This window comes from Pseudomonas sp. 1121_17 (assembly GCF_052850745.1).
This window is the reverse complement of sequence record NZ_VXCX01000011.1, coordinates 145159-168021: the sequence shown is the minus strand read 5'-3', so window position 1 is coordinate 168021 and position 22863 is coordinate 145159. Positions and strand designations below refer to the sequence as shown.

Genomic DNA, 22863 nt, shown 5'->3' with positions numbered 1-22863 from the left:
CTTCTGCGTCTCGTATTATTGGCCGGCTTGTTTCATCAGCATCGGGAAGGCGTCGGCGCCATAGTTGCCGGCGCAGTCAGCCGGGCCGGATGCGCCTGGCTTGCAATTGACCTGGGGCAGGTCGTAGCTGCTGCCGTCAGCACAGGCGGCTTGGCCGGCACTGGTGATCGACAGCTGACCTTGATTCATGGCAGCCGAAACCGGTGCCTGGCAGCGCACGCCATCGGAGCGGCTGACGGTGGCATTGCCTTTGCCGTCCTTGAAGTCGTACTTCAGGCGCAGCGGCTTGCTGGTGCCGACTTCCTGGATGCCGGCACCGGCCCAGTCGCCATTGAGGAAGCTGGCGGTGCCTTCGGCGGCGTCAGGCGGAATGCTCAGCAGGTTCGCCTGGGGAGCGGGCGCAGGGGGTTCTTTTGGCAGTTCGGGTGGTGTTGGGCTCGGGCCTGGCTCGGGTGCAGGCACGGGCTCCGCGGCGGGTTCAGGTGCAGGCTCAGGCGTTGGCTCCGGGGCGGGCTCAGGCGCGGTGGTATCGCCCGGCACTGGCGGTTCAGGTGTTGGCTCGGGTGCAGGTGGCGTTGCATCTGGGTTGCCGGCCCCTGGGCCAGTGCCGCCAGCGCCTGGCAGGCCAGCACCGGAGCCCGGCACTTGACCGGTGCCAGTACCCAGGTTGCCGGTGCCGCTGCCGCTGTGAGTTCCAGTGTCGATCACCGGCGTTTTCGGATTCAGGTCAGGCAGCTGCAGGCCCGGCACATTCAGGCCCGGCCAGCAGCTGCGCAGGCCGAACAGCAGCAGCAACAGCAGCAAAAATGGCAGCAGCCACCACCAACCCAGCCGACGCCACCACGGCGCGGCAGCAACCGGCACTGGCGGCGCAACCGGCGGTACTGGCGCAGGAGCAATCGGTGGCACGGGCGGCGGTGCGATCACTGGCTCGACGGCTTTGGCGGCACGCGGATACAGGCAATGCAAGGGCTGGCGGCTGCGCTCGGCGCCGGCATGGATAAAGCCCCAGAAGGTCAGGACCGGGCGGCCATCCACCAGATACACGAAGTTTTCGTCGGGAAACGGCACCACACAGGTCAGCAGCTTGCCGAACACCGTGTTGTCGCCCTGCACGGCATTGCGGGCACCGGGCAACGGCGTACCGTTGGCATCCAGGCCGAGCATGCTGTTGCTCAGGTCATTGATGCGCAGCTGCAGTACTTCGAGCTGGGCTCGTGCAGGCGCTCGCTCTTCTTCGGTAGCGCTGCTCCACGGGATCACATCGCCCGGGCGCTCGCTGTACCAGTCAAGGGTACTGCCCAGCGCATCCGGCTGCGGGATGGCCAGGTGCTCGACCAGGTGCGGATGCTCCGGGTACTTGCGGCGGATCGCCTCGCGCAGCTGCAAAGCGGCACGATAGACCGGCTGGCCAGTCTCTCCCAACGCGGTAAAGTCTTCACTCTTACCACTGCGTAGCAATACTCCGCGCATCCTTGTAGACCCTACCTAGTCTTGTATAGATCCGTTTCAGTAATCACACCTTGATACTGAATAACCGCGCAACACTACTTGCAAAGTCATTTAGCCGTCAATTTAAGTTAGATGGCTTTTTGACGTCATTGCCCCGGCTTGCGGTTAAACTGCCCGCACCCGTTCAGCGGTACCGGCTGATCTGCCCTTGCACAATGGAGCGTGACCACGATGAGTCTCTGGGATGACCTGAAGAAAAAGGCCTACGACGCCAACCCCGAGCTGGCTGCCAAAGCCGCCCAGGCGCTGGACAAAGCCCGTGACCTGGCTGTTGAGGCCGGGCAAAAAGCTGCGCCGATCCTCAAGCAGGCCAGCGACAAGGCCACCGTCTACGCCCAAGAGAAAACCCCGATTCTCAAGGCCCAGGCGCTCAAGGCCATCGACGACGCCAAGTTGCGCCGCGCCCAGTTGCAAGAGCAGGCCAAGCGCGACAAGGCCGCCCGCGCCGAAATGATCCGCACCATGTACGACATCACCCTGGCGCCCGACGACGTCAACTTCATCGAAGAGCCGTTCAACCACTTCGAGCGCCAGCTGGGGTTCTTTGTCTTCAATGGCGAAGTGCTCGACAGCCAGAAGCGCAACCAGACCCACCTCGACGCCTACCACTCGCACCGCACTACTGGCGGCACGATGTGGCAGGGCACCGGCTCGACTGGCAGCAGTTCGTCGAGCATGCAGGTGAGCACCCACAACGTGCAGGAGCATGAGTTTTGGGTGCGCCTGGAAAACGGCAAAGAGTCGTGCTTCCAGCTCAACAACACCCAGGTGCGCATCCGCCCCGGCCAGCACGTCAGCCTGCTGTTCGTGCACAACGCCGGCAACCAGAACGGCACCCTGGTCGCGCTGTACAACCACAATGCCGGGGAAAACTTCACCGTCCTCACCCCGGCGCAGATCAACCAGGCGTTCGACCTGTACACCCAGGCGCCAGGGTTCTTCAATCAGCGTGAAGTCAACGACACCCGCACCCGGCTGTTGCAGGCGCTCGACCTGCGGATTGGTCAACTGGTGCGCTACATGGCTGTGCACGGCGACCGCCGTAATGGGCAACTGATCGATGCAGAACAGGATTGATCGACTGCGGGTCGCTTGAGCGGCCCGTCACACAAGGAAAGCAACATGAAGTTGAAATGGGCCGTAGCGATGGGTGGGGTACTGGGGCTGGCCGGTTGCGATGCAGTCAGCCAGTTCCAGCAGGCGCGAGCGCTGCAGGAGCTGCGCCAGGAGTGTTTTGGCAATTTCACCAACAGCTGTGTCAGCAAGACCATCGATTACAACATCGGTCTGCTTGAAGCAGTGCCGTTCGCCGCGCCTGAAGAAAAGCAGGCCATTCTCGCGATGTTTGGCGATGCCGGCTGGGACCTCTATGAACAGGCAGTGCGTGAGGTCAAGGATGACGTCGTCAGTGCGCTCGAAGCGAGCCGCCCCGGGATGTTTTCACGCTGGATTCTTGGCGATGCACAGCCGTTCGATGGCAAAGGGGTGATGGAGTTTTCCCAGAGCGAACTGGAGCCTATTCGCAAGCGCATAAGCGAGGTATACATCGCCAGGATCAAAGCTGCCGGCCTCACCCCGAATGCCCAGGCAATGGCGCACTACAGCGCAGCCAGCCAACCGGCCACCAGCACCGTTATTGCTCCAGAACAGCAGCCAGCCGTGCAGCCGGCAGGCGCAACTGATGCGCTGCTCAAGGCCGCCATCGACCAGATGGTTGCGGACGAAATCGCAACCGACGGCGGCAGTGAATACGACGAAGGCCGTCAGCTGCTGGAAGTGGATCTCGATGGTGATGGCGTCGAAGATGCCGTGGTGCTTTACACCATCGAAGGCCAGGGCGGTGGCAATGGATCGTTCCAGACCCTTGCGGCGCTGTACCGTGATGGCAACAGCTGGAGCGCCAAAGGCAAGACCATCCTCGGCGGCGCCACCGACCTGCAGCTGCTCGGCCCGAACCTGATCGGCGTGACCGTGTTGACTCACAGCGACGAAGATCCACGCTGCTGCCCGAGCCAGGAGGGTGTGGTCAAGTATCAGTGGAATGGTGCAGCCTTTGCCGAGCTGCCGGATACGGTTAAGTCAGCGGGTTGATGTTTGTATAGGCCTCGGCAGGGATGCGGTAGTGGCGTCTTTGCCGAGCGCTGGCTTGGTGCGCTTCGCTCAAGCTAAGTGATATTCAGCGCCAAGCAGCGCCGCAAAGCTGTCCTTGGCAGGGTGGCTGCCAGTGTGCTTGTTGCAGATGAAGTAGTTCTGCACTGGCGCCAGGTCGGCGAAGCTGAAGCCGTTGATCCCGCCAATGTTCTTGAACTGCTCAAACAAGCCTTTTGGCACCAGCGATACGCCTTCCCCCGCGCGTACGCAGCCCAGAATGGTGCCGTAGCTGGCAATGCTGGTGATGTTCACCTCTAGCCCGTGCGGCGTCAGCCAGCGTTGCAGCGACTGCCGGTACGGGCAGCCTTCAGGCCACATCAACCAGGTTCGCCCCTGCAGATCGAGCGGGCTGTGGATAACTCCCGAGTCGGACGCCGCGATAACTACCAGCTCCTCCCGATAGATCGGCGAGCGCTCTACGTCGGGATGCTCGACATTTACCGCAACCACAGCGCCGTCCAGCGTGTGCTTGACCACCTCGGCCAGCAATTGCGACCAGGTCGCCGTGCTGAACTGCATTTCGACGGCGGGGTGTTGCTGCCGATACTTTGCCAGCAGTGCAGGTAAGCGGCCGGTTGCAGCGGACTCGATGGCGCCGACGCGCAGCACGCCTGACGGCTTGGCATCGGCATCGAGCGCTCGACAGGCTTCCTGGCATAGGGCGAGTATGCGATTGGTGTAGTCGAGAAAAAGCGTGCCCGAAGGGCTGATGATCAGGCCCCTGCCTTTGCGAATGAACAGTTGTACACCCAACTCTTGTTCCAGCTGTTTGATCCGGTTGGTGATGTTGGAGGGTACGCAGTGCAGGATTTCAGAAGCGCGAACGATGCTGCCCTGGTCGGCAACCACTTTGAACATGGTGAGTTGGGCCAGCTCCATGAATGCATCGCTCACTGAAAGTGAAGGGTCGAGTGAGTATAAGTAACTTGTCCCGGCAGGCTCAACGCACCTAGTTTGTGAGCTCTGCCACGGGCGACACACTCATGTTATTTGAAACCAGTATTTATCTATTGGGCCTGTTCGCTTTCTGCGCAGGCCTGATCGACGCCGCCGTAGGTGGCGGTGGCCTGATACAGCTGCCCGCCCTGCTGCATGCGTTGCCTCAGCACGCCATACCGACCGTGCTTGGCACCAACAAACTGGTGGTGCTGGCCGGTAATCTGTCGTCGATTTCTACCTACATCAAAAGAATACGGATTGTCTGGAAGCTGATGCTGCCGACCATGGTGGCCGCATTTGTATTTGCATTCCTCGGTGCACTTTCGACTTCGTTGATACGTAAAGACGTGATGGAGTTGCTGGTTTTTTGCATCCTGGTAGTAATGGCGACCTACACCTTTGCCAAGAAAGACCTGGGCCGCTCGCACACGCATTCAACCTGCGGGGCCAAGGAAATAGGACTGGGTGTTTTGTTCGGTGCATTGATCGGGTTTTACGACGGGGTATTTGGCCCTGGCAGCGGCAGCCTGCTGCTGTTTGTCTTCGTGAAGTACTTTGGCTTCGACTTTCTCAATGCCTCTGCTTCGGCAAAGCTGGTGAACCTGGGCACGTTCAGCGCTGCGCTGCTGTTCTTTGCGCCAGCGGGGCATGTGCTGTGGGCGCTTGGCGCGGTGGTGGCGCTGTTCAACATGGCCGGCTCACTGGCCGGGGCGTTTCTGGCCTTGCGCTATGGCAGCGGGTTTATCCGGATCTTGTTTCTGATCCTGCTGGTGTTTCTGATCGGCAGGATGGGCTTGTCGCTGCTTGGCAGGTGAGGTCCGCACAAACGAAAAAGCCCCGGGACAAGTCCCAGGGCTTTTTCTTGATGTGGCGCACTCGGCGGGATTCGAACCCACGACCCCTGCCTTCGGAGGGCAGTACTCTATCCAGCTGAGCTACGAGTGCAACGCGGCGCAATGATACCCATCTTGGCCTAGCGCGTCCATCGCCTTGATCTGTAGCCGTTTTCGTTGTGAAACATGCCCAGCGGCACTACGGGCACGAATGTCGGAGCGGTGCTTACCTCACAAGGCAATCAACTCCGGTCGCAAGCCCTCCACTCGCTGCGACGCGGGCTTGAAGTAACCGCCGTCGCCGGTGATCTGATGCAGCACCCGCTCGCGCAAACCATGCAGCGCCACCCCGGTGCGCTGGCGCGGGTGCGGCAGGTCTATCTCGACCACCGCCTTGATCCGCCCCGGGCGCGGCTCCAGTACCACCACACGATCCGCCAGATAGGTGGCCTCTTCGGCATCGTGGGTGACCAGCAAGGTGGTGATGCCTGAGCGCTCGCGGATCGCCAGCAGTTCGTCCTGCAACTGCTGTCGGGTCAAGGCGTCGAGTGCGCCAAATGGCTCGTCCAGCAGCAGGATGCGCGGGCTGGCGACCAACCCTCGGGCGATGGCCACGCGCTGGGCCATACCGCCAGACAGCTGGTGCGGATACGCCGTCTCGAAGCCAACCAGACCCACTAACTGCACGAACTCATGCACGCGGCGGGCGCGTTCGCCCTGGCTCAGTTTCTCGTTGACCAGCCCCAGGCCGATGTTCTGTTCGACTGTCAGCCACGGGAACAGCCGGTGCTCCTGAAAGACAATGCCGCGTTCGCCGCCGATGCCCTGCACCGGCTTGCCATCGACGTGAATACTGCCGCTGTAGTCGGTATCCAGGCCCACCAACAGCCGCAGCAAGGTCGACTTACCGCACCCGGAGGCGCCGACGATGGCAATGAACTCGCCTTCGTTGATGGCCAGGTTGAAGTTGTTGATGGCCTCGAAGGCCTGGCCATCGACGGTAAAGGTTTTGCCGACTTGCTCGAAGCTCACCAGCGCTGGCGTGGTGTCGGCTTGATTGGCGGCGTGCAGGGTCGAGGTGTTGAAGGCGTTCATGCAGTTCTCCAGCGCGTGGCGCGCGATTCGAGGCGTTGTCCAAGGTTGCCGAGCAGGGCGCCGATCAGGCCGATCAGGACCATCGCCGCCATCACCTGGTCCATGCGAAACAGCTGCTGCGCACCGAGCATCAGGCTGGCGATACCACCATCGGACGGCATGAAGTATTCCGCGCCGATGGTGCCCAGCCAGGCATAGATCAGCGACAGGCGCAGGCCGGCAAATATTGCGGGGGCAGCGCCGGGCAAAATCAGCAAGCGCAAGCGTTTGGGCAGGTTCAGGCCCATCACTTGGGCAGCCTCTCCCAACTGCGGCGACAGGCTGGCGATGCCGCGCTGGGTCGCAATGAACAGCGGGAAGAACGCCGCCAGGCCGACAAACACCAGCTTGGCCGCTTCGCCCAGGCCGAACCACGCGGTGAGCAATGGCACCCAGGCAAAGATCGCCACCTGGCGCAGGGCTGACAGGGTCGGGCCGAGGGTTCGTTCGGCGGGTTTCGACAAGCCCAGCAGCACCCCCAGCGCAAAGCCTGCACCGCCGCCCAGCAGCAGTCCGCTCAGTGCCCGCTGCAGACTCAAGCGCAGCGCCTCCAGCAGCGAGCCATCGGCGAGGCCTGCCTGCAGGCTGGCCAGCACGCCCAGTGGCGAAGTAAGAATATTGTCGTCGACCCAGCCAAAGCTGCTGGCCGCCTGCCACAGCGCCAGCAGGCCCAGCGGCAACAACAATCCTTGCCAGGCCCGTGGTAACTGCGCCCGGCCTTGCTCGCCGGTAGCCGCTTGCGGCCAGAACAGCAGGCGCCGCTCCAGGCTGCTGAAACCGCGGTCCATCAAGAACCCGACCGCGCCGATCAGTACGATGCAGAGGAATACCAGATCGAGCATGAACAGCTGCCGACCCCACACCATCAGGTAGCCGATGCCCTCGCTGGAGGCCAGCAGCTCGACGGCCAGCAGCGAGGTCCAGCCTGTTGCCAGCGCCAGCCGCACTCCCGCCAGAAACGACGGCAGGGCAGCCGGCAGCAGCAGCCAACGGAACAGCAAATGTGCCGGCAGGCGCAAGGTCGCAGCTGCTTCCCGAAGCTTGGGTTGTGCATCGCGCACGCCCACCAGCGTGTGCAAGGTCACCGGCACCACTACCGCCTTGATCAGCACCACCAGCTTGAGCAGCTCGCCGATGCCGAAAAACAACATGAACAGCGGGATCCAGGCCAGCGTCGGGATCTGTGCCAGTGCGATGAACGTCGGCATCACCAACGTCTGCGCCCTGCGCGAAGCGCCCAGCCAGGTCCCCAACAGCAATCCGCCGGCAATGCCCGCGAGCAACCCGCAAAGCAGCCGCTGCAAACTTATCCACAGGTGCCCCCAAAGCTCGGCACTGCCAAACTCCAGCGCACTCTGCCAAACCAGCGCCGGCCCCGGCAGAATCTGCTCGCTCATCCAATGCCAACGGCTGGCCACCACCCACAACAACGCCAAACCCACTGGCACTATCCAGGCCAGCCACCCTTGGCCGGAGCGGTCATGTCGGGGCGCCATGTCGGACGCAATAGGGCTGCGCAGCTGCCCCAGCAATCCCCGCCCCTGTCGCAAAATGTCGCCCATCGCGCCCTCCAGCAAACCGCAATTAACATATTCAATAAAAGAATAAAAAATTACGCATAGATAATTTCAAGACATAAGAGCATGCAGGCCACGCATCGAGAACCCCCCAGCCAATGCGTTCTACTCATATTTCAAATGCACGTTCCGCAACCCCGGCGACACACCCCGCCAACCCTGATTTATGCCTTTTAGTTACTAAGGCATGCACATTCAGTCTTTGTTACTTCTAACCATCCTTGCCTAGCTTCTGCCCAAAGCGCCGGCCCTTGCCGGTGGCAGCCTGCCAAGGAGCCGTGCCATGAAAACCCCGCTACGTCACCTACTCACCCGCTTCGCCCCGACCGTGCTGGCCGGCCTGCTGAGCAGCTTCGCCCTGACTACTCAGGCCGCCGAAGTCGACAGCATCCGTATCGCCGTGCCCGACCTCAGCGCCGGCAGCAAGCCCAGCGCCGGTGGCGTGGTCGACGTGCTGCGCAGCCAGCAACTGCTGGAAAAGGAATTCGCCAAAGACGGCATCAAAATCGACTGGCGCTTCTTCAAGGGCGCCGGCCCGGTGATCAACGAAGCGCTGGCCAACGGTCAGGCCGACTTCGCCTACCTCGGCGACCTGGCAGCGATCATCGGCAAGGCCAACGGCCTCGATACGCGGGTGCTGTCGGCTGGCGTGCGGGGGGTCAAGAGTTACCTCGGCGTGGTGCCGGGCTCAGGCATCAAGACCCTGGCCGACCTCAAGGGCAAGCGCGTGGCGGTGTTCCGCGGCACGGCAAACCAGCTGTCGTTCGCCAGCGCGTTGGCCAGCCAGGGCTTGTCCGAACGCGACCTGAAAGTCATCAACCTGGATTTCAACGCCGCCAATGCCGCCATCGCCGCCAAGCAGATCGACGCCACCTGGGGCCTGTCCAACCTGCTCTCGCTGCGTGAGCGCGGGCTGGTCGAGCTGCCGGTCAGCTCACGCGACCTCAAGGGTGCTGGCAGCACCCAGGCGGTGCTCCTGGGCACCGGCGAATTCATCCGCCAGCACCCCGAGCTGACTGCACGTTTGGTCAAGGCCCAGGAGCAGGCCAGCCAATGGCTGCGCGACGAGCACAACCGCCAGGCCTACATCGAGCTGGTGGCCACCACTGCCAATTATCCGCGGGTGATTCTGGAAGGCGACCTGGCTGACGAAAACCTCGCCGAGTACTTCGATCCACGGCTGGACGCCGAGTTTGTCGGCTTGCTCCAGCAAGGCGTCGATCTGGCTGCCAAAGAGCGCCTGATCCGCCGTGGCTTCCAGGTCTCCGAATGGATCGAGCCACGCTTCCTCGACACTGCCCTGCAACAGACCCAGGCCACCCAGGCCGCCCGCTGAATCATCACAACGCCTGTCTTATGACCGTGAGGACCACCGCTATGAGCAACGCCGCACTGGCTACCGCGCCACACACCGCTGCACTGGAAATCCTGCCGATTGGCGGCCGCATCGGCGCCGAGATTCGCGGCATCGCGCTGTCGGCCGAGCTGGACGCCGCCAGCATCGATGCCATCCAGGCTGCCCTGGTGGAACACAAGGTGATCTTCTTCCGCGCCCAGCATCACCTCGACGATGCCGCCCAGGAAGCCTTTGCCAAGCGCCTCGGCGAACCAGTCGCACACCCGACCGTGCCAGTACTCGACGGCAGCCACTACCTGTTCCAGCTCGACGGCGCCGAAGGCCAGCGGGCCAATGCCTGGCACACCGACGTGACCTTCGTCGATGCCTACCCGAAAGCCTCGATCCTGCGCAGCGTGGTCGCTCCCGCCTCTGGCGGCGACACCGTCTGGGCCAATACCGCAGCCGCCTACCGCGAGCTGCCTGAGCCGCTGCGCGAGCTGGCCGACAAGCTCTGGGCCGTGCACAGCAACGAATACGACTATGCCGCGGCCAAGCCGGATGTCAGCCCGGAGAAGCTCGAGCGCCACCGCAAGGTGTTCACCTCGACCGTTTACGAGACCGAACACCCGGTGGTGCGTGTGCACCCCATCAGTGGCGAGCGCGTGCTGCAACTGGGCCAGTTCGTCAAACGCATCAAAGGTTATTCACAGGCCGATTCGGCGCACCTGTTCGCTGTGTTGCAAGGGCATGTCACTCGCCTGGAAAACACTGTGCGCTGGCGTTGGCAGGTCGGCGATGTGGCGATCTGGGACAACCGCGCCACCCAGCATTACGCGCTGGACGACTACGGCACCCAGCCGCGCATCGTGCGCCGGGTGACCTTGGCCGGCGAAGTGCCGGTGGGGGTTGATGGCCAGTTGAGCCGCACTACTCGCAAGGGCTGATTTGGCTGGGGCCGCTTTGCGGCCCCAAGATCGACCTGAAACACTCAAGTCTCGCTATCACAGGCAAGCAACTGCCTGACCAACCCCTGCGCCAACGGCGACAAGCCATATCCCACCCGGCTAACCACGCCATAACGGGTATAGCACTCATCTTCCTGCTCCTGGCTGAGGTCAACCAGCTCCAGCGCCACCAGCCCACCTTCCCCCTGATACGGCCGCAGATTGGCGCTGCAGGCGATGCCGATGGTGTCCGAGTGCGCGACCACATTGAGCAGCGCATAACCATGCTCACACTCGACGCTGGGCAAAAAATCTTGCCGGCCACTGAGGTCGCTGAGGATCTTGCGGATGTTCGGCGGGCGGAAGGTGGTCGCCAGCGGATAGTCGAACAGGTCCCGCGCGCGCACCTCGGCTTGAGCCGTGAGCGGATGCCCGGCGCGGCAGCAGAAGTGCCAGCGCTGCGGCGTCAGCTTGTGCACGCGGTAGTCCGGGTCGGCTTCAAACTGACGCGTGTCGGCGACAAAGAACTCGATCTCTTCGGCCATCAACCGGCGGTTCAGCGCCTGCCAGTTATCCACCTGAAAACAGGTGCGCGCCGCCGGGTACTTGGCAACGAACCGCGCCACCGCCCGCGGTACCAACCCGCCGGCCGGCGCCGGCCCTGAGCCGAAGCGCACCAGGCCGGTAGTCGCGCCGTTGAACTGGTTGATCTCGTTGGCCAGGTTATGCGCGCCATGCACCAGCCGACGCGCGTGCTCCAGCACCAGCAAACCCTGCCGGGTCGGTGCCAGCTCCTTGCTGGCGCGGTCGATCAGGCGACAGCCGACGTTGTGCTCGAGGGTCTGAATGCTCCGGCTGAAGGCCGATTGCGACAGGCTCACGGCAACGGCCGCAGCTACGAAGCTGCGGTGCTCGACCAGGGCGATGAAGTGGCGCAGTTGGCGCAGATCTATATGCATTTTCTACATGGAAACTTTCGGTGAAATGCAATTGGCAGGAAGGGTTGTGAACCTTATAAAGGGTGTTACTTATTCCACAAAATATGAATTAAACATATTTATAGATCCAATAAGAATATAAGCCTGCCAGACCGCGATTCGGTTCCGCCAACGGAAATGCTCGCCAAGGCCCACGCCTCTAGGAGCACCCGTATGTCTCGACTTTCCCGCTGGCCCGCCCGGGCCACACTGTTTGCCCTGCAGCCGCTTGCCGCCGGGGTGTTGCTTGCGGCGGCCAACAGCAGTTTTGCTGACCAACCCGTCAGCGCCACGCCTGCGGTGGAGGCGGGTGCCCAACTCGGTACGGTCACGGTCAACGCCCGCCGCCGCGAAGAAACCGCGCAAAGCGTACCGACCCCGATCAGTGTGCTCAGCAGCGAAACCCTCGAAACCCAGCGCATCTATCGTGTGCAGGATCTGCAACAGCTGGTGCCGAGCACCAACGTCTCCTACGTGCATGCACGTCAGTCGAGCATTTCCATTCGTGGCCTGGGCAACAACCCGGCCAGCGATGGCCTCGAAGGCAGCGTCGGCATCTATCTGGACAACGTCTACCTCGGCCGCCCGGGCATGGCCGTATTCGACCTGCTCGACGTCGAGCAACTGGAAGTGCTGCGCGGCCCGCAAGGTACCTTGTTCGGCAAGAACACCACCGCTGGCGTGCTCAACATCACCACGCGCAAACCTACCTTCCATACAGAGGGCAGCGTGCAGACCTCGCTGGCCGAAGATGGCTACTGGCAGACCCAGGCCAGCTACTCCGGCCCGCTCAGCGACACCCTGGCCGGGCGCATCAGCGCTTACCGCACTGAAGACGACGGCTATGTGAAGAACGTCTATAACGGCGACGATCTCAATGGCGGCAAGCGTCAGGGCTTTCGTACCCAGTTGTTGTTCAAGCCCAACGAGGCGTTCAACCTGCGCTGGATCGGCGAGTACAACGAAGAAGACTCCAACAACGGCATCCTCAGCCTGTACAGCACCGGCCCGACCATCAACGGGGTTAACCGCTATGAAAGCCTGGCCAACCAGGCCGGCGCCACGCTGGTGTCGGGCAAGGACCGCAAGGTCAACTTCGACTCCGATCAGCAGGTAACGGTGTTCCAGGGCGGCACCTCGGTCGAGGCCAACTGGACCCTGCCCAACGACTTCACCCTGACCTCGATCAGCGCCTACCGCTGGTGGGACTTCACCCCGCGCAACGACGACGGCCTCAACGTGGCGGCCAGCTACAACGCCGGCGTGTCGGTGCGCGACAAGCAGTACTCGCAGGAAATTCGCCTGGCCTCGCCGACCGGCGGCTTTTTCGACTACGTGCTCGGTGCCTACTACTTCAAGCAGGACCTGGACAACAAATCGTTCAACTATTACGGCCCGCAGGCGGACATCTGGAACGCCACCCCGGCGGGCGCGCTGGCCAACGTCACCACGATCGGCAACGGCCACATCGATACTGACAGTTACGCGCTGTTCGCCCAGGGCACCTGGCACCTGACCGATCGCCTCGACTTCACCGCCGGCGTGCGCGGCACCTATGAGGAGAAAAGCGCCTGGGTCGACCGCGCTGCGCCCAGCGGTGGCGCGGCGGTTACCGCTGCGGCCGCTGCGGCGCGCAATGGCCGGGTCGGCGCCTACGACTCGGGCGAGCTCAACCAGTACAGCTTCAGCCCGACCGGCCTGCTCAGCCTGAGCTACCGCTTCAGCGATGCCGTGCTCGGCTACGCCAGCCTCACCCATGGCGAGAAATCCGGCGGGGTCAACCTTACCGTCGGCGCCGCGCCAAGGCTGGGCACCGACTCGTTGCTGGTCGGTACCGAGCGGGTCAACAACGCCGAAGTCGGGCTCAAGACCACCCTGTTCGACAACCGCCTGCAGCTCAACAGCAACCTGTTCTGGGCCCAGGTGCATGGCTACCAGGCCAACGTCTACGACCAGGTCAACCGCGTGCAGTACCTGGCCAACGCCGGCAGCGTGCGTTCGCGCGGGGTCGAGTTCGAAGCCACGGCGCTGCCGATCCAGGGCCTGACCCTGAACTTCAACGGCTCGTGGAACGACGTGCGCTACACCGACTACAAGGACGCGCCATGCCCGCCGGAAGTGAGCCTGGCCAATGCCACCGCCACCTGCGACTTGTCTGGCCATCAAGTGGTCGGCGCCTCCAAGTACATCGCCAACTTCAACGGCCAATACAAATGGCAACTGACGGATCGCATCGAGCCCTACGTCACCGCCAGCTACGCCTTTCGCTCGCGGGCGGTTGGCACCATCGATGACTCCGACTTCGGCCAGATCCCCAGCTACGCGCTGGTCAACCTCTCTACCGGCGTGCGCCTGGACCAAGGTGACGGCGTCGTCGACCTGTCGCTGTGGGTGAAAAACGCCGGCGACAAAACCTACTTCACCAGCCTGTGGAACTCCGCCAACGGCGGTTATGCCGGCGTGCTCGGCACCCCACGCACCTTCGGTGCCACCGCCCGTTACGACTTCTAAGTACAAGGAGCTTTGCCATGAATGCCAAGACCGAAACCCTCGACCTGCCCGAAGGCGCCTGCCTGACTGCCAAGGTCCCAGACCGTGACGAAGCGCTGCTCGGCGACGTGGTGGTCAACCCGTACCGGCTGGCGCCGCTGACCGCGATCATCCGCGATGGCGGCCGCGCGATCAGCGCCGCCCATGTGCGCGTGCGCGGCCGTGGCGAGCGCGGGGTGGATATCAGCTACGACGTCAGCGACCGCTCGCTGTGGACCTACGGCGGCATCCCGGTGTTTGGCCTGTACCCGGACCACGTCAACCAGGTCGAGGTCAGTTACAAGCTCGACGGCGAGCGCATCCGCGAGCAGTACCAGATCTACGCCCCGGCCGTGCGCCTGCCGGTGGTGGCCAAGCAGACGGCCGCCCTGCCTGAAGTAGTACCGGTCAAGGTCGCGCCGGGCTTCGAGCAGCGCCTGTACCTGTTCAACCACCTGCTCGGCGATATCCCCGGTGGCCGTGCGCTGAAATGGAATGCCCTGGGCGGCGCTGCCGAGTGGGATCAGGTCGGCAACAACTGGATCGCCGACAGCAATGGCGACGTGCGCTGGTATCTGGACATCGAACAGATCCACGACTCTAACCGCCGTGACGGCCTCGGCGGGACCATGGGCTTCCAGCAGACCCGCGACGGCAAACTGATCTGGGGCCAGGGCCAGACCTACTCCAAGTACGATCTGCTCGGCCGCCAGGTGTGGCAGCGCAACCTGCCGGACAAGTTCGCCGACTTCTCCCACGAGATTCGCGAAACACCCCATGGCACCTACCTGCTGCGGGTCGGCACCAGCGACTATCGCCGCCCTGACGGCAAGCGCGTGCGCTCGGTGCGCGACCACATCATCGAGGTCAACGAAGCCGGCGATGTGCTGGAGTTCTGGGACCTCAACCAGATCCTCGACCCGTATCGCGGCGACCTGCTGGAAACCCTCGGCAAGGCCGCCGTGCAATTACCCGCAGGCGTGGCTCGGCAGGACAGCAACCTGGCCAATGAACTGGCCGAGGGCGACCTGCCGTTCGGCGACATCCCCGGAGTCGGCACCGGACGCAACTGGGCCCACGTCAATGCCATCGACTACGACGCAGATGACGACAGCATTATCATTTCAGCACGCCACCAAGGCGTGGTTAAGATCGGTCGCGACAAGCAGGTGAAGTGGATTCTGGCCTCACCGCAGGGCTGGCCGCAGCGCCTGCGCGACAAGGTGCTGAAGCCGATCGCCAGCGAAGGCTTCGACTGGTCGTGGACCCAGCACACCGCCTGGCTCACCGGCAAAGGCACGCTGACTGTGTTCGATAATGGCTGGGGCCGCGACTTTGCCGCGACCAAGCTCAGCGGCAACTACAGCCGCGCCGTCGAATACCGTATCGATGAAGCCAAACGCACTGTCGAGCAGGTCTGGGAATACGGCAAGGAGCGCGGAGACGAGTGGTACAGCCCGGTCACCTCGGTGGTCGCCTACCGCCCGGAAACCGACACCCAGTTCATCTACTCGGCCTCGGTCGGCTTCCTCACCAAGGACAAACTCACCACCACCACCCTCAACGAAGTGCGCCGCGGCACCCAGGAAGTGCTGGTCGAGCTCAAGGTGCTCAGCCGCCAGCCAGGCAGCGTCGGCTACCGCGCGCTGGTCATCGAACTCGACAAGGCTTTCTAAAGCGTACACGTACCTGTGGGAGCGGGTTCACCGGGACGCCGGACCGCCGCGAAGGGCTGCGCAGCGGCCCCACATTATCAGCTTCGCCGCTGACATCGCCGGGCCCGCTTTGCGGGCCTTTCGGACCGGTCCGGCGCCCCGGCAAGGCCGCTCCTACACCAAGACTGCGCTATTCCCCAAATATCCGCCGCGCCAGCGTCGCTGGCCTTTCACGACAAGCGGGGCTACTGTTGTCGGGCCCTGCGCGGGCCACGCAACGCTGGCGAAAATCGGACGAGGTGTTCAACCACTCGTTCTTTTTTTCGAACAGCCTATTGTCCAAGACCCAACAGACCCTTACGATTCGTTTGAGATTTCAAACGCTCAAGCCCCGTAACGGCCGTTTTCCGTGTTGGGGTGCGTGTTCAACAATCAATAATTCGCTCCGTGCGCTCACGGTGCTCAAGGGAAGCCGACATGCAGCTCAAAGACGCTCAGTTGTTCCGCCAGCAAGCCTTCGTCAACGGTGAATGGCTGGATGCGGACAACGGCCAGACCATCCAGGTGACCAACCCGGCTACCGGTGAAGTCATCGGCACCGTGCCAAAGATGGGCGCCGCTGAAACCCGCCGCGCCATCGAAGCTGCCGACAAGGCCCTGCCGGCCTGGCGTGCCCTGACTGCCAAAGAGCGTTCGAACAAGCTGCGTCGCTGGTTCGAGCTGATGATCGAGAACCAGGACGACCTGGCTCGCCTGATGACCACCGAGCAAGGCAAGCCGCTGGCTGAAGCCAAGGGCGAAATCGCCTACGCCGCCTCGTTCATCGAGTGGTTCGCCGAAGAAGCCAAGCGCGTCTATGGCGACACCATCCCGGGCCATCAGCCAGACAAGCGCCTGATCGTCATCAAGCAGCCAATCGGCGTTACCGCGGCCATCACCCCGTGGAACTTCCCGGCCGCGATGATCACCCGTAAAGCCGGCCCGGCCCTGGCCGCTGGCTGCACCATGGTGCTCAAACCAGCTTCGCAGACCCCGTATTCCGCTCTGGCCCTGGCCGAGTTGGCCACCCGCGCCGGCATCCCGGCTGGCGTGTTCAGCGTCGTCACCGGCAGCGCCGGCGACATCGGCACCGAGCTGACCGGCAACTCGATCGTGCGCAAGCTGTCCTTCACCGGCTCGACCGAAATCGGCCGTCAGCTGATGCAGGAATGCGCCAAGGACATCAAAAAGGTCTCGCTGGAGCTGGGTGGCAACGCTCCGTTCATCGTGTTCGACGACGCTGACCTGGACAAGGCAGTCGAAGGCGCGATCATCTCCAAGTACCGCAACAACGGCCAGACCTGCGTCTGCGCCAACCGTATCTACGTGCAGGACGGCGTCTACGACGCGTTCGCCGAGAAGCTCAAGGCCGCTGTGGCCAAGCTCAAGATCGGTAACGGCCTGGAAGACGGCACCACCACCGGCCCGCTGATCGACGGCAAGGCTGTAGCCAAGGTCCAGGAGCACATCCAGGACGCAGTCAGCAAAGGCGCCAAGATCCTTTCCGGCGGCAAGCTGATCGAAGGCAACTTCTTCGAACCGACCATCCTCGTCGACGTGCCGAAAACTGCGGCCGTAGCCAAGGAAGAGACCTTCGGCCCACTGGCGCCGCTGTTCCGCTTCAAAGACGAAGCCGAAGTCATCGCCATGTCCAACGACACCGAATTCGGCCTGGCCTCGTACTTCTACGCCCGCGACATGAGCCGTGTGTTCCGTGTTGCCGAAGCGCTGGAATACGGCATGGTCGGCATCAACACCGGCTTGATCTCCAACGAAGTTGCGCCATTCGGCGGCATCAAGGCCTCGGGCCTGGGCCGCGAAGGTTCCAAGTACGGCATCGAGGACTACCTCGAAATCAAGTACCTGTGCATCAGCGTCTGATCCAGTAGCAAGGTTTTTACCTCTGCCAGCGGGGCGCGAGAGCGACGTCTCGCTGGTCTTTTTATATTGCAGGACCTGGTGGCCCGGGCGCTCGCGCCAGTCGATCAACGAATACTGATCGTGAACAGACCCAGCCACCCCCAAGCGCCGCTCTTAGTCGGCGCAATTGAGGGCACTATGAGCAAGACCAACGAATCCTTGATGCAACGTCGTGTCGCCGCCGTCCCACGTGGCGTTGGCCAGATCCACCCGATCTTCGTCGACACCGCGAAGAACGCTACCGTGATCGACGTTGAAGGCCGCGAACTGATCGACTTCGCCGGCGGCATCGCCGTACTCAACACCGGCCACCTGCACCCGAAAGTGGTTGCCGCTGTTCAGCACCAGCTGACCAAGGTCAGCCACACCTGCTTCCAGGTGCTGGCCTACGAGCCTTACGTTGAGCTGTGCGAAAAAATCAACGAGCTGGTCCCAGGCGACTTCGACAAGAAGACCCTGCTGGTCACCACCGGCTCCGAAGCGGTTGAAAACGCCGTCAAGATCGCCCGCGCTGCCACTGGCCGTGCTGGCGTGATCGCCTTCACCGGCGGCTACCACGGCCGTACCATGATGACCCTGGGTCTGACCGGTAAAGTCGTACCGTACTCGGCCGGCATGGGCCTGATGCCAGGCGGCATCTTCCGCGCGATCTTCCCGAACGAGCTGCACGGCGTGAGCATCGACGACTCGATCGCTTCCATCGAGCGCATCTTCAAGAACGACGCCGAGCCAAAAGACATCGCTGCAATCATCATCGAACCAGTTCAGGGCGAAGGTGGTTTCATCCCGGTGACCAAGCCGTTCATGCAGCGCCTGCGCGCCCTGTGCGACCAGCACGGCATCCTGCTGATCGCCGACGAAGTGCAGACCGGCGCTGGCCGTACTGGCACCTTCTTCGCCATGGAACAGATGGGCGTTGCGCCTGACCTGACCACCTTCGCCAAATCCATCGCTGGCGGCTTCCCGCTGGCCGGTGTGTGCGGCAAGGCCGAGTACATGGACGCCATCGCTCCAGGCGGCCTGGGCGGCACCTACGCCGGTTCGCCGATCGCCTGCGCCGCGGCCCTGGCCGTGATCCAGGTGTTCGAAGAAGAAAAACTGCTCGACCGCAGCAAGGCTGTTGGCGAGCACCTGGTCGCTGGCCTGCGCCAGATCCAGGCCAAGCACCCGATCATCGGTGATGTGCGTGCACTGGGTTCGATGATTGCAGTTGAAGTGTTCGACGCCGCTGGCTCGCACACGCCAAACGCTGCAGCAGTCAACCAGGTCGTGGCCAAGGCGCGCGACAAGGGCCTGATCCTGCTGTCGTGCGGTACTTACGGCAACGTCCTGCGCATCCTGGTGCCGCTGACCGCCGAAGACGCCCTGCTCGACAAGGGCCTGGCGATCATCGAAGAGTGCTTCGCTGAACTCGCGTAATGTGACCCGCGTCAGAAAAAAACCCGCCTAGGCGGGTTTTTTTATGCCTGTCGACCGGGCTAGACGCTATGGTTAGCCCACGGACCTGTTTTGGAAGCTGCAACGGATTGCGTGACACGATTACTCAGGAGTAGCCCATGAGCGTTGCAAACCCCACCGCGCCTTGCGTTTTGATTGCCGAAGGCGACCCATGGGTGCGCGACATGCTGCGCGAAACCCTGCTAAGCGTGCGCTGCGACGCCCGCCTGCAGATCTGCGCCGACGGCACCCAGGCGCTGGCGGCACTGGCCAGCAAGCCTGACCTGATCATCGCCGACCGTGAGCTGGTGGGTGACATTGACGGCCTCGACCTGCTGCGCAGAGTGCGTGGCAAAAGCCAGACGCCGAGCCTGCCGTTCATTTTGCTGAGCAACCGCAGCGACAGCGCCAGCGTGCGCGAAGTGCTGCCGTTGCAACCCACTGAATACCTGAGCAAACCGCTCAACATCGACAAACTGCGCAAGCGCCTCGAAGTGCTGCTGACCAGCGTCGGCGAGGAGATCGCCTGCCCGGTGCCGCCGCTCAGCCCCGGAGCCAAGCTGCCGGCGTATCTTGAGCAGCGCCGCGCCAGTGCCGACGGTGGGCCGCTGCTGGCCGACGTCGAGCAAGCCATCCAGCGCGCGCTCAACCCGCAAGGGCTGGACCTGCGCGTGCTTGAAGAAGAGGTACGCAGCGACCCGCAGATCACCGCGGTATTGATCGCCGCCGCCAACAGCGCGGCGATGCACAGCGATGCCCCGGCACAGACTTTGCTGCAGGCGCTGAACAAACTCGGCAGCACCCAGAGCATGAACCTGGTGCTCGGCCTGACCCTCAAGCGCAGCGCGCGGCTGAGCGACCCACTGCTGGCCCGGCATGCCGCGCACTACTGGGACTTGTCGCTGCACACCGCAGAGTACGGCCGCACCCTGGCGCGCATGCTTGAAGTTGATGAAGGTCGCTGCTACTGCGCCGGCCTGCTGCATTGTCTGGGCGACCTAGCGGTGCTGCGTTGCCTGCAGGAGTGGCGCCTGGCCGGCGGTGAGCTGGATGAAGATCAGGTGCAACTGTCGCTCAACGAATTCGGCGCCCCATTCGGCTCGGCGCTGCGCACCCGCTGGCGCTTGCCGCTGCCGCTGCGCGAGCTGATTGCGGCGGTGTATGCCTTGGGTGGCGGGGTCTACTCGCGGGAGATTCTGGCCATGAGCCTGGCCGGGCAGCTGGCGCGGGTGCCGGCTGATCAAGGCCTGGAAAAGGTCGCCAGCAACAAGACTGCACGGTTGTTGAAACTCGGCCTGCCAGAGCTGAATCGGCTGCGCAGAGTCGACGCCGAGCCAGTCCAGGAGGCTGCCGCCAGCGAGGCGCCTTCGACCGCTGAAGCAGCCACGGTCAGCAAAGAGTAACTACAGGGCCGCGCGACAAAACCCGACGCTCAGAGTGCGATTTGTTTCGCAAATCGCTCTGCTGTGCTGATTTTTCCTACTTCATCACGCAACTTTTCTGCGAATGACACGTCAGACCGTTCGATTTCAGGCCTGCAGGACATCCCCCCTGTTCCAGGCTTTTACCCGTTTCCGGTTCACAAGGACGTGTCATGCCTCCACTCGCGCAACGCGGCGCGGTGACTGTTGCTGTCGCCCGCTCATTCGCCTCGCTTGTTCCTCCACTATGCCTGCTGCTGGCAGGTCTGGTGGCCAGCCAGTCAGCTTCGGCAGCCGTTGCCGATGAAGAATTGCGCCAACGCGAGCGCGAGCGAATCCTGCGCGAGCAACTCGACACCCGCCCTGACGTGCGCCTGGAAGCTGCACCTGTGGCCGAGGCTCAGGCGCGCCTGCCGCGTGATGAAAAACCCTGCTTCAAGATCAACGATATCCGCCTGATCGGCGAGGCTGCCGAGCAGTTCCAGTGGGCGCTGCAGGCCGCCAACCCCAGCGACGACCCAGCGCTGGGCCAGTGCCTGGGCGGTGCCGGCATCAACCTGACGATGAAGCGCATGCAGAACGCGATCATCGCCAAGGGCTACGTCACCACCCGCGTCCTGGCCGAAGCGCAAGACCTCAACAGCGGCATTCTGGTGCTGACCCTGCTGCCCGGCCGCATCGGCCAGGTGCGCTTTGCCGAGGGCACCAGCGGCCGCGCCAACGCCTGGAACGCGATGCCGGCCAAGCCTGGCGATCTGCTCAACCTGCGCGACATCGAACAAGCGCTGGAAAACTTCAAACGGGTGCCCACTGCCGAAGCCGATATCCGCATCGCGCCTGCCGCCAGCAGCACCGCCAAACCGGGCGAGAGCGACGTGATCATTGCCTGGCGCCAGCGCTTCCCGGCGCGCGTGAGCCTGTCGGTGGACAACAGCGGCAGCAAGACCACCGGCAAATACCAGGGCGCCGTGGCGCTGTCGCTGGACAACCCGCTGTCGCTCAATGACCTGTTCTACGCCAGCTTCAACCACGACCTGGGCGGTGGCACCTCCGGCGACAAAGGCTCGAAAGGGCACACCCTGCATTACTCGCTGCCGTTCGGGTACTGGCAGCTGGCATTCACCAGCAGCGAGTACGACTACCACCAGACGGTGGCCGGGGTTAACCAGGACTTCCTCTACCGCGGCGAAAGCCGCAACAACGAGCTGCGCCTGTCGCGCCTGATGTACCGCGATGCGGTGCGCAAGACCACGATGTGGGGCAGCCTGTGGACGCGCTCTTCGGAAAACTTCATCGACGACACCGAACTGCTCCAGCAACACCGGCGCATGGCCGGTTGGCAGGCGGGCATTGGCCATCGTGAGTTCATCGGCGCTTCAACCCTTGATCTTGGCCTGAGCTACCGCCGTGGCACCGGCGCCCACAGCGCCTTGGAGGCGCCGGAAGAAGCCTTCGGCGACGGCACCGCCCGCTCGAAAATCATCCAGGCCGACGCCCAGCTGCAAGTGCCGTTCGACGCCTATGGCCAGCGCCTGCGCTACATCGGCGGCTGGCGCGCGCAGTGGAACCGCACCGAACTGGTCCCGCAAGACCGCTTCAGCATCGGCACGCGCTATTCGGTGCGTGGTTTCGATGGCGAGAACATCCTCTCTGCCGACCGCGGCTGGACCTTGAGCAACGAACTCGGCCTGGCCCTGGGCAGTAGCGGCCAAGAGTTGTACGCCGGGGTCGACTACGGCGAAGTCGGCGGCAACTCCGCCGACTACCTGATCGGCCGGCGCCTGGCCGGTGCCGTGGTCGGTGTGCGCGGCGGTTATCGCAACCTCTCCTACGACTGGTCGTGGGGTACGCCGTTGAAAAAGCCCGATGGCTTTGAAACCGCCAACTTCACCAGCGCGTTTACCGTCGCGCTGTCGTTCTGAGGAGGCTGCCATGCGCATCGACACCTTCGACATCACCGCCCCAGGCCTGCTCGACGAACAGTGGAACGAAGCCACCGCGCTGGGCGCTGCGACCTGGCTATGGATGCACTCCACGGCCCACCGCGACGCCCCGTTGCACAGCCTCGCCAGCCTGCTGTTGCCGGCGCTCAAGCACCGCCAGTTCGTGCTGGGCAGCGAGGGCGGTCGCCCGGTGTTTTTCGTCTCCTGGCTGAACCTCAGCGAGGCCGCCGAACAGCGCTACCTGACCCGCTCGCCGATCGAGCTGGACGAAGCCGACTGGTGCAGCGGCGAGCGCATGTGGATCAACGACTGGGTCACCCCGTTTGGCCACAGCGCCGCCCTCGGTCGCCTGCTGGCCCGCCGCTTGATGCCCGAGCGCTGCGCGCGGGCGCTGCATCACCGCGGCGAACAACAGGGCTTCAGGGTCAACACTTTTCATGGCATCGGGGTGATCCCGGAGCAGGCGCGCGCCTGGTTTGCCGCTCACCCATTGGCCGCCGACGCCTGACGCAA

The 22863-nt window shown here is 63.3% G+C and carries 17 protein-coding genes and 1 tRNA gene; 12 read left to right on the top strand and 6 right to left on the bottom strand.

The genetic code is table 11. The features are described from left to right. Window positions 1-15: 15 nt before the first annotated feature. The gene (locus FW789_RS19360; RefSeq protein WP_446431901.1) at window positions 16-1473 is read right to left on the bottom strand and encodes an SrfA family protein; all 1458 of its coding nucleotides are present in this window, start codon (window positions 1471-1473) and stop codon (window positions 16-18) included. A 210-nt stretch (window positions 1474-1683) separates the two neighbouring features. Between FW789_RS19360 and FW789_RS19355 the strand changes: the two genes are divergently transcribed. Continuing rightward, window positions 1684-2589, top strand: coding sequence for a hypothetical protein (locus tag FW789_RS19355; protein ID WP_103435356.1), 906 nt, complete (start codon window positions 1684-1686; stop codon window positions 2587-2589). A gap of 45 nt (window positions 2590-2634) precedes the next feature. Next, window positions 2635-3603 carry a hypothetical protein gene (locus FW789_RS19350; protein WP_446431900.1) on the top strand — a complete coding sequence of 323 codons (969 nt, stop codon included), beginning with the start codon at window positions 2635-2637 and terminating at the stop codon, window positions 3601-3603. A 69-nt stretch (window positions 3604-3672) separates the two neighbouring features. Here the strand turns inward: FW789_RS19350 and FW789_RS19345 are convergent, their stop codons facing one another. After that, window positions 3673-4542, bottom strand: a complete 870-nt coding sequence (locus FW789_RS19345; RefSeq protein WP_186701413.1) for a LysR family transcriptional regulator — start codon at window positions 4540-4542, stop codon at window positions 3673-3675. A 104-nt stretch (window positions 4543-4646) separates the two neighbouring features. Between FW789_RS19345 and FW789_RS19340 the strand changes: the two genes are divergently transcribed. Beyond that, on the top strand, window positions 4647-5417 hold the full coding sequence (locus tag FW789_RS19340; RefSeq protein ID WP_446431899.1) for a sulfite exporter TauE/SafE family protein: 771 nt from the start codon (window positions 4647-4649) through the stop codon (window positions 5415-5417). 53 nt (window positions 5418-5470) lie between these two features. Here the strand turns inward: FW789_RS19340 and FW789_RS19335 are convergent. The 3 genes from FW789_RS19335 to FW789_RS19325 form a co-directional block, all read right to left on the bottom strand. Further along, window positions 5471-5547, bottom strand: a tRNA-Arg gene (locus FW789_RS19335). A 119-nt stretch (window positions 5548-5666) separates the two neighbouring features. Next, entirely contained in the window at window positions 5667-6530 is an 864-nt protein-coding gene (locus FW789_RS19330) for an ABC transporter ATP-binding protein (protein WP_101322600.1), read from the bottom strand. Beyond that, window positions 6527-8065, bottom strand: a complete 1539-nt coding sequence (locus FW789_RS19325) for an ABC transporter permease (RefSeq protein WP_446431898.1) — start codon at window positions 8063-8065, stop codon at window positions 6527-6529. The genes FW789_RS19330 and FW789_RS19325 overlap by 4 nt, the downstream gene beginning before the upstream one ends. 364 nt (window positions 8066-8429) lie before the next feature. Between FW789_RS19325 and FW789_RS19320 the strand changes: the two genes are divergently transcribed. Then, window positions 8430-9482, top strand: coding sequence for an ABC transporter substrate-binding protein (locus FW789_RS19320; protein ID WP_411562426.1), 1053 nt, complete (start codon window positions 8430-8432; stop codon window positions 9480-9482). Window positions 9483-9523: 41 nt separating this feature from the next. Then, on the top strand, window positions 9524-10429 hold the full coding sequence (locus tag FW789_RS19315; RefSeq protein WP_186701409.1) for a TauD/TfdA dioxygenase family protein: 906 nt from the start codon (window positions 9524-9526) through the stop codon (window positions 10427-10429). Window positions 10430-10473: 44 nt separating this feature from the next. On the opposite strand, the gene FW789_RS19310 is transcribed toward FW789_RS19315, so the two are convergent. Beyond that, the gene (locus FW789_RS19310) at window positions 10474-11388 is read right to left on the bottom strand and encodes a LysR family transcriptional regulator (protein WP_446431897.1); all 915 of its coding nucleotides are present in this window, start codon (window positions 11386-11388) and stop codon (window positions 10474-10476) included. A 192-nt stretch (window positions 11389-11580) separates the two neighbouring features. On the opposite strand from FW789_RS19310, the gene FW789_RS19305 reads away from it, so the two are divergent. The 7 genes from FW789_RS19305 (at window position 11581) to FW789_RS19275 (ending at window position 22858) form a co-directional block, all read left to right on the top strand. Beyond that, window positions 11581-13917 carry a TonB-dependent receptor gene (locus FW789_RS19305; RefSeq protein WP_446431896.1) on the top strand — a complete coding sequence of 779 codons (2337 nt, stop codon included), beginning with the start codon at window positions 11581-11583 and terminating at the stop codon, window positions 13915-13917. Window positions 13918-13934: 17 nt separating this feature from the next. Continuing rightward, complete coding sequence (locus FW789_RS19300; RefSeq protein WP_446431895.1) at window positions 13935-15611, top strand: aryl-sulfate sulfotransferase; 1677 nt, start codon at window positions 13935-13937, stop codon at window positions 15609-15611. A 456-nt stretch (window positions 15612-16067) separates the two neighbouring features. Continuing rightward, the gene (gene gabD, locus FW789_RS19295) at window positions 16068-17510 is read left to right on the top strand and encodes an NADP-dependent succinate-semialdehyde dehydrogenase (RefSeq protein ID WP_101322593.1); all 1443 of its coding nucleotides are present in this window, start codon (window positions 16068-16070) and stop codon (window positions 17508-17510) included. Between the two features lie 177 nt (window positions 17511-17687). After that, window positions 17688-18968 (top strand): 4-aminobutyrate--2-oxoglutarate transaminase, encoded by a 1281-nt coding sequence (gene gabT, locus FW789_RS19290; protein ID WP_101322592.1) that lies wholly within the window; start codon window positions 17688-17690, stop codon window positions 18966-18968. A 137-nt stretch (window positions 18969-19105) separates the two neighbouring features. Then, window positions 19106-20389, top strand: a complete 1284-nt coding sequence (locus FW789_RS19285; protein WP_446431894.1) for an HDOD domain-containing protein — start codon at window positions 19106-19108, stop codon at window positions 20387-20389. A 191-nt stretch (window positions 20390-20580) separates the two neighbouring features. Continuing rightward, the gene (locus tag FW789_RS19280) at window positions 20581-22329 is read left to right on the top strand and encodes a ShlB/FhaC/HecB family hemolysin secretion/activation protein (RefSeq protein ID WP_446431893.1); all 1749 of its coding nucleotides are present in this window, start codon (window positions 20581-20583) and stop codon (window positions 22327-22329) included. Between the two features lie 10 nt (window positions 22330-22339). Continuing rightward, window positions 22340-22858, top strand: a complete 519-nt coding sequence (locus FW789_RS19275) for a toxin-activating lysine-acyltransferase (protein ID WP_446431892.1) — start codon at window positions 22340-22342, stop codon at window positions 22856-22858. Window positions 22859-22863 lie beyond the last annotated feature (5 nt).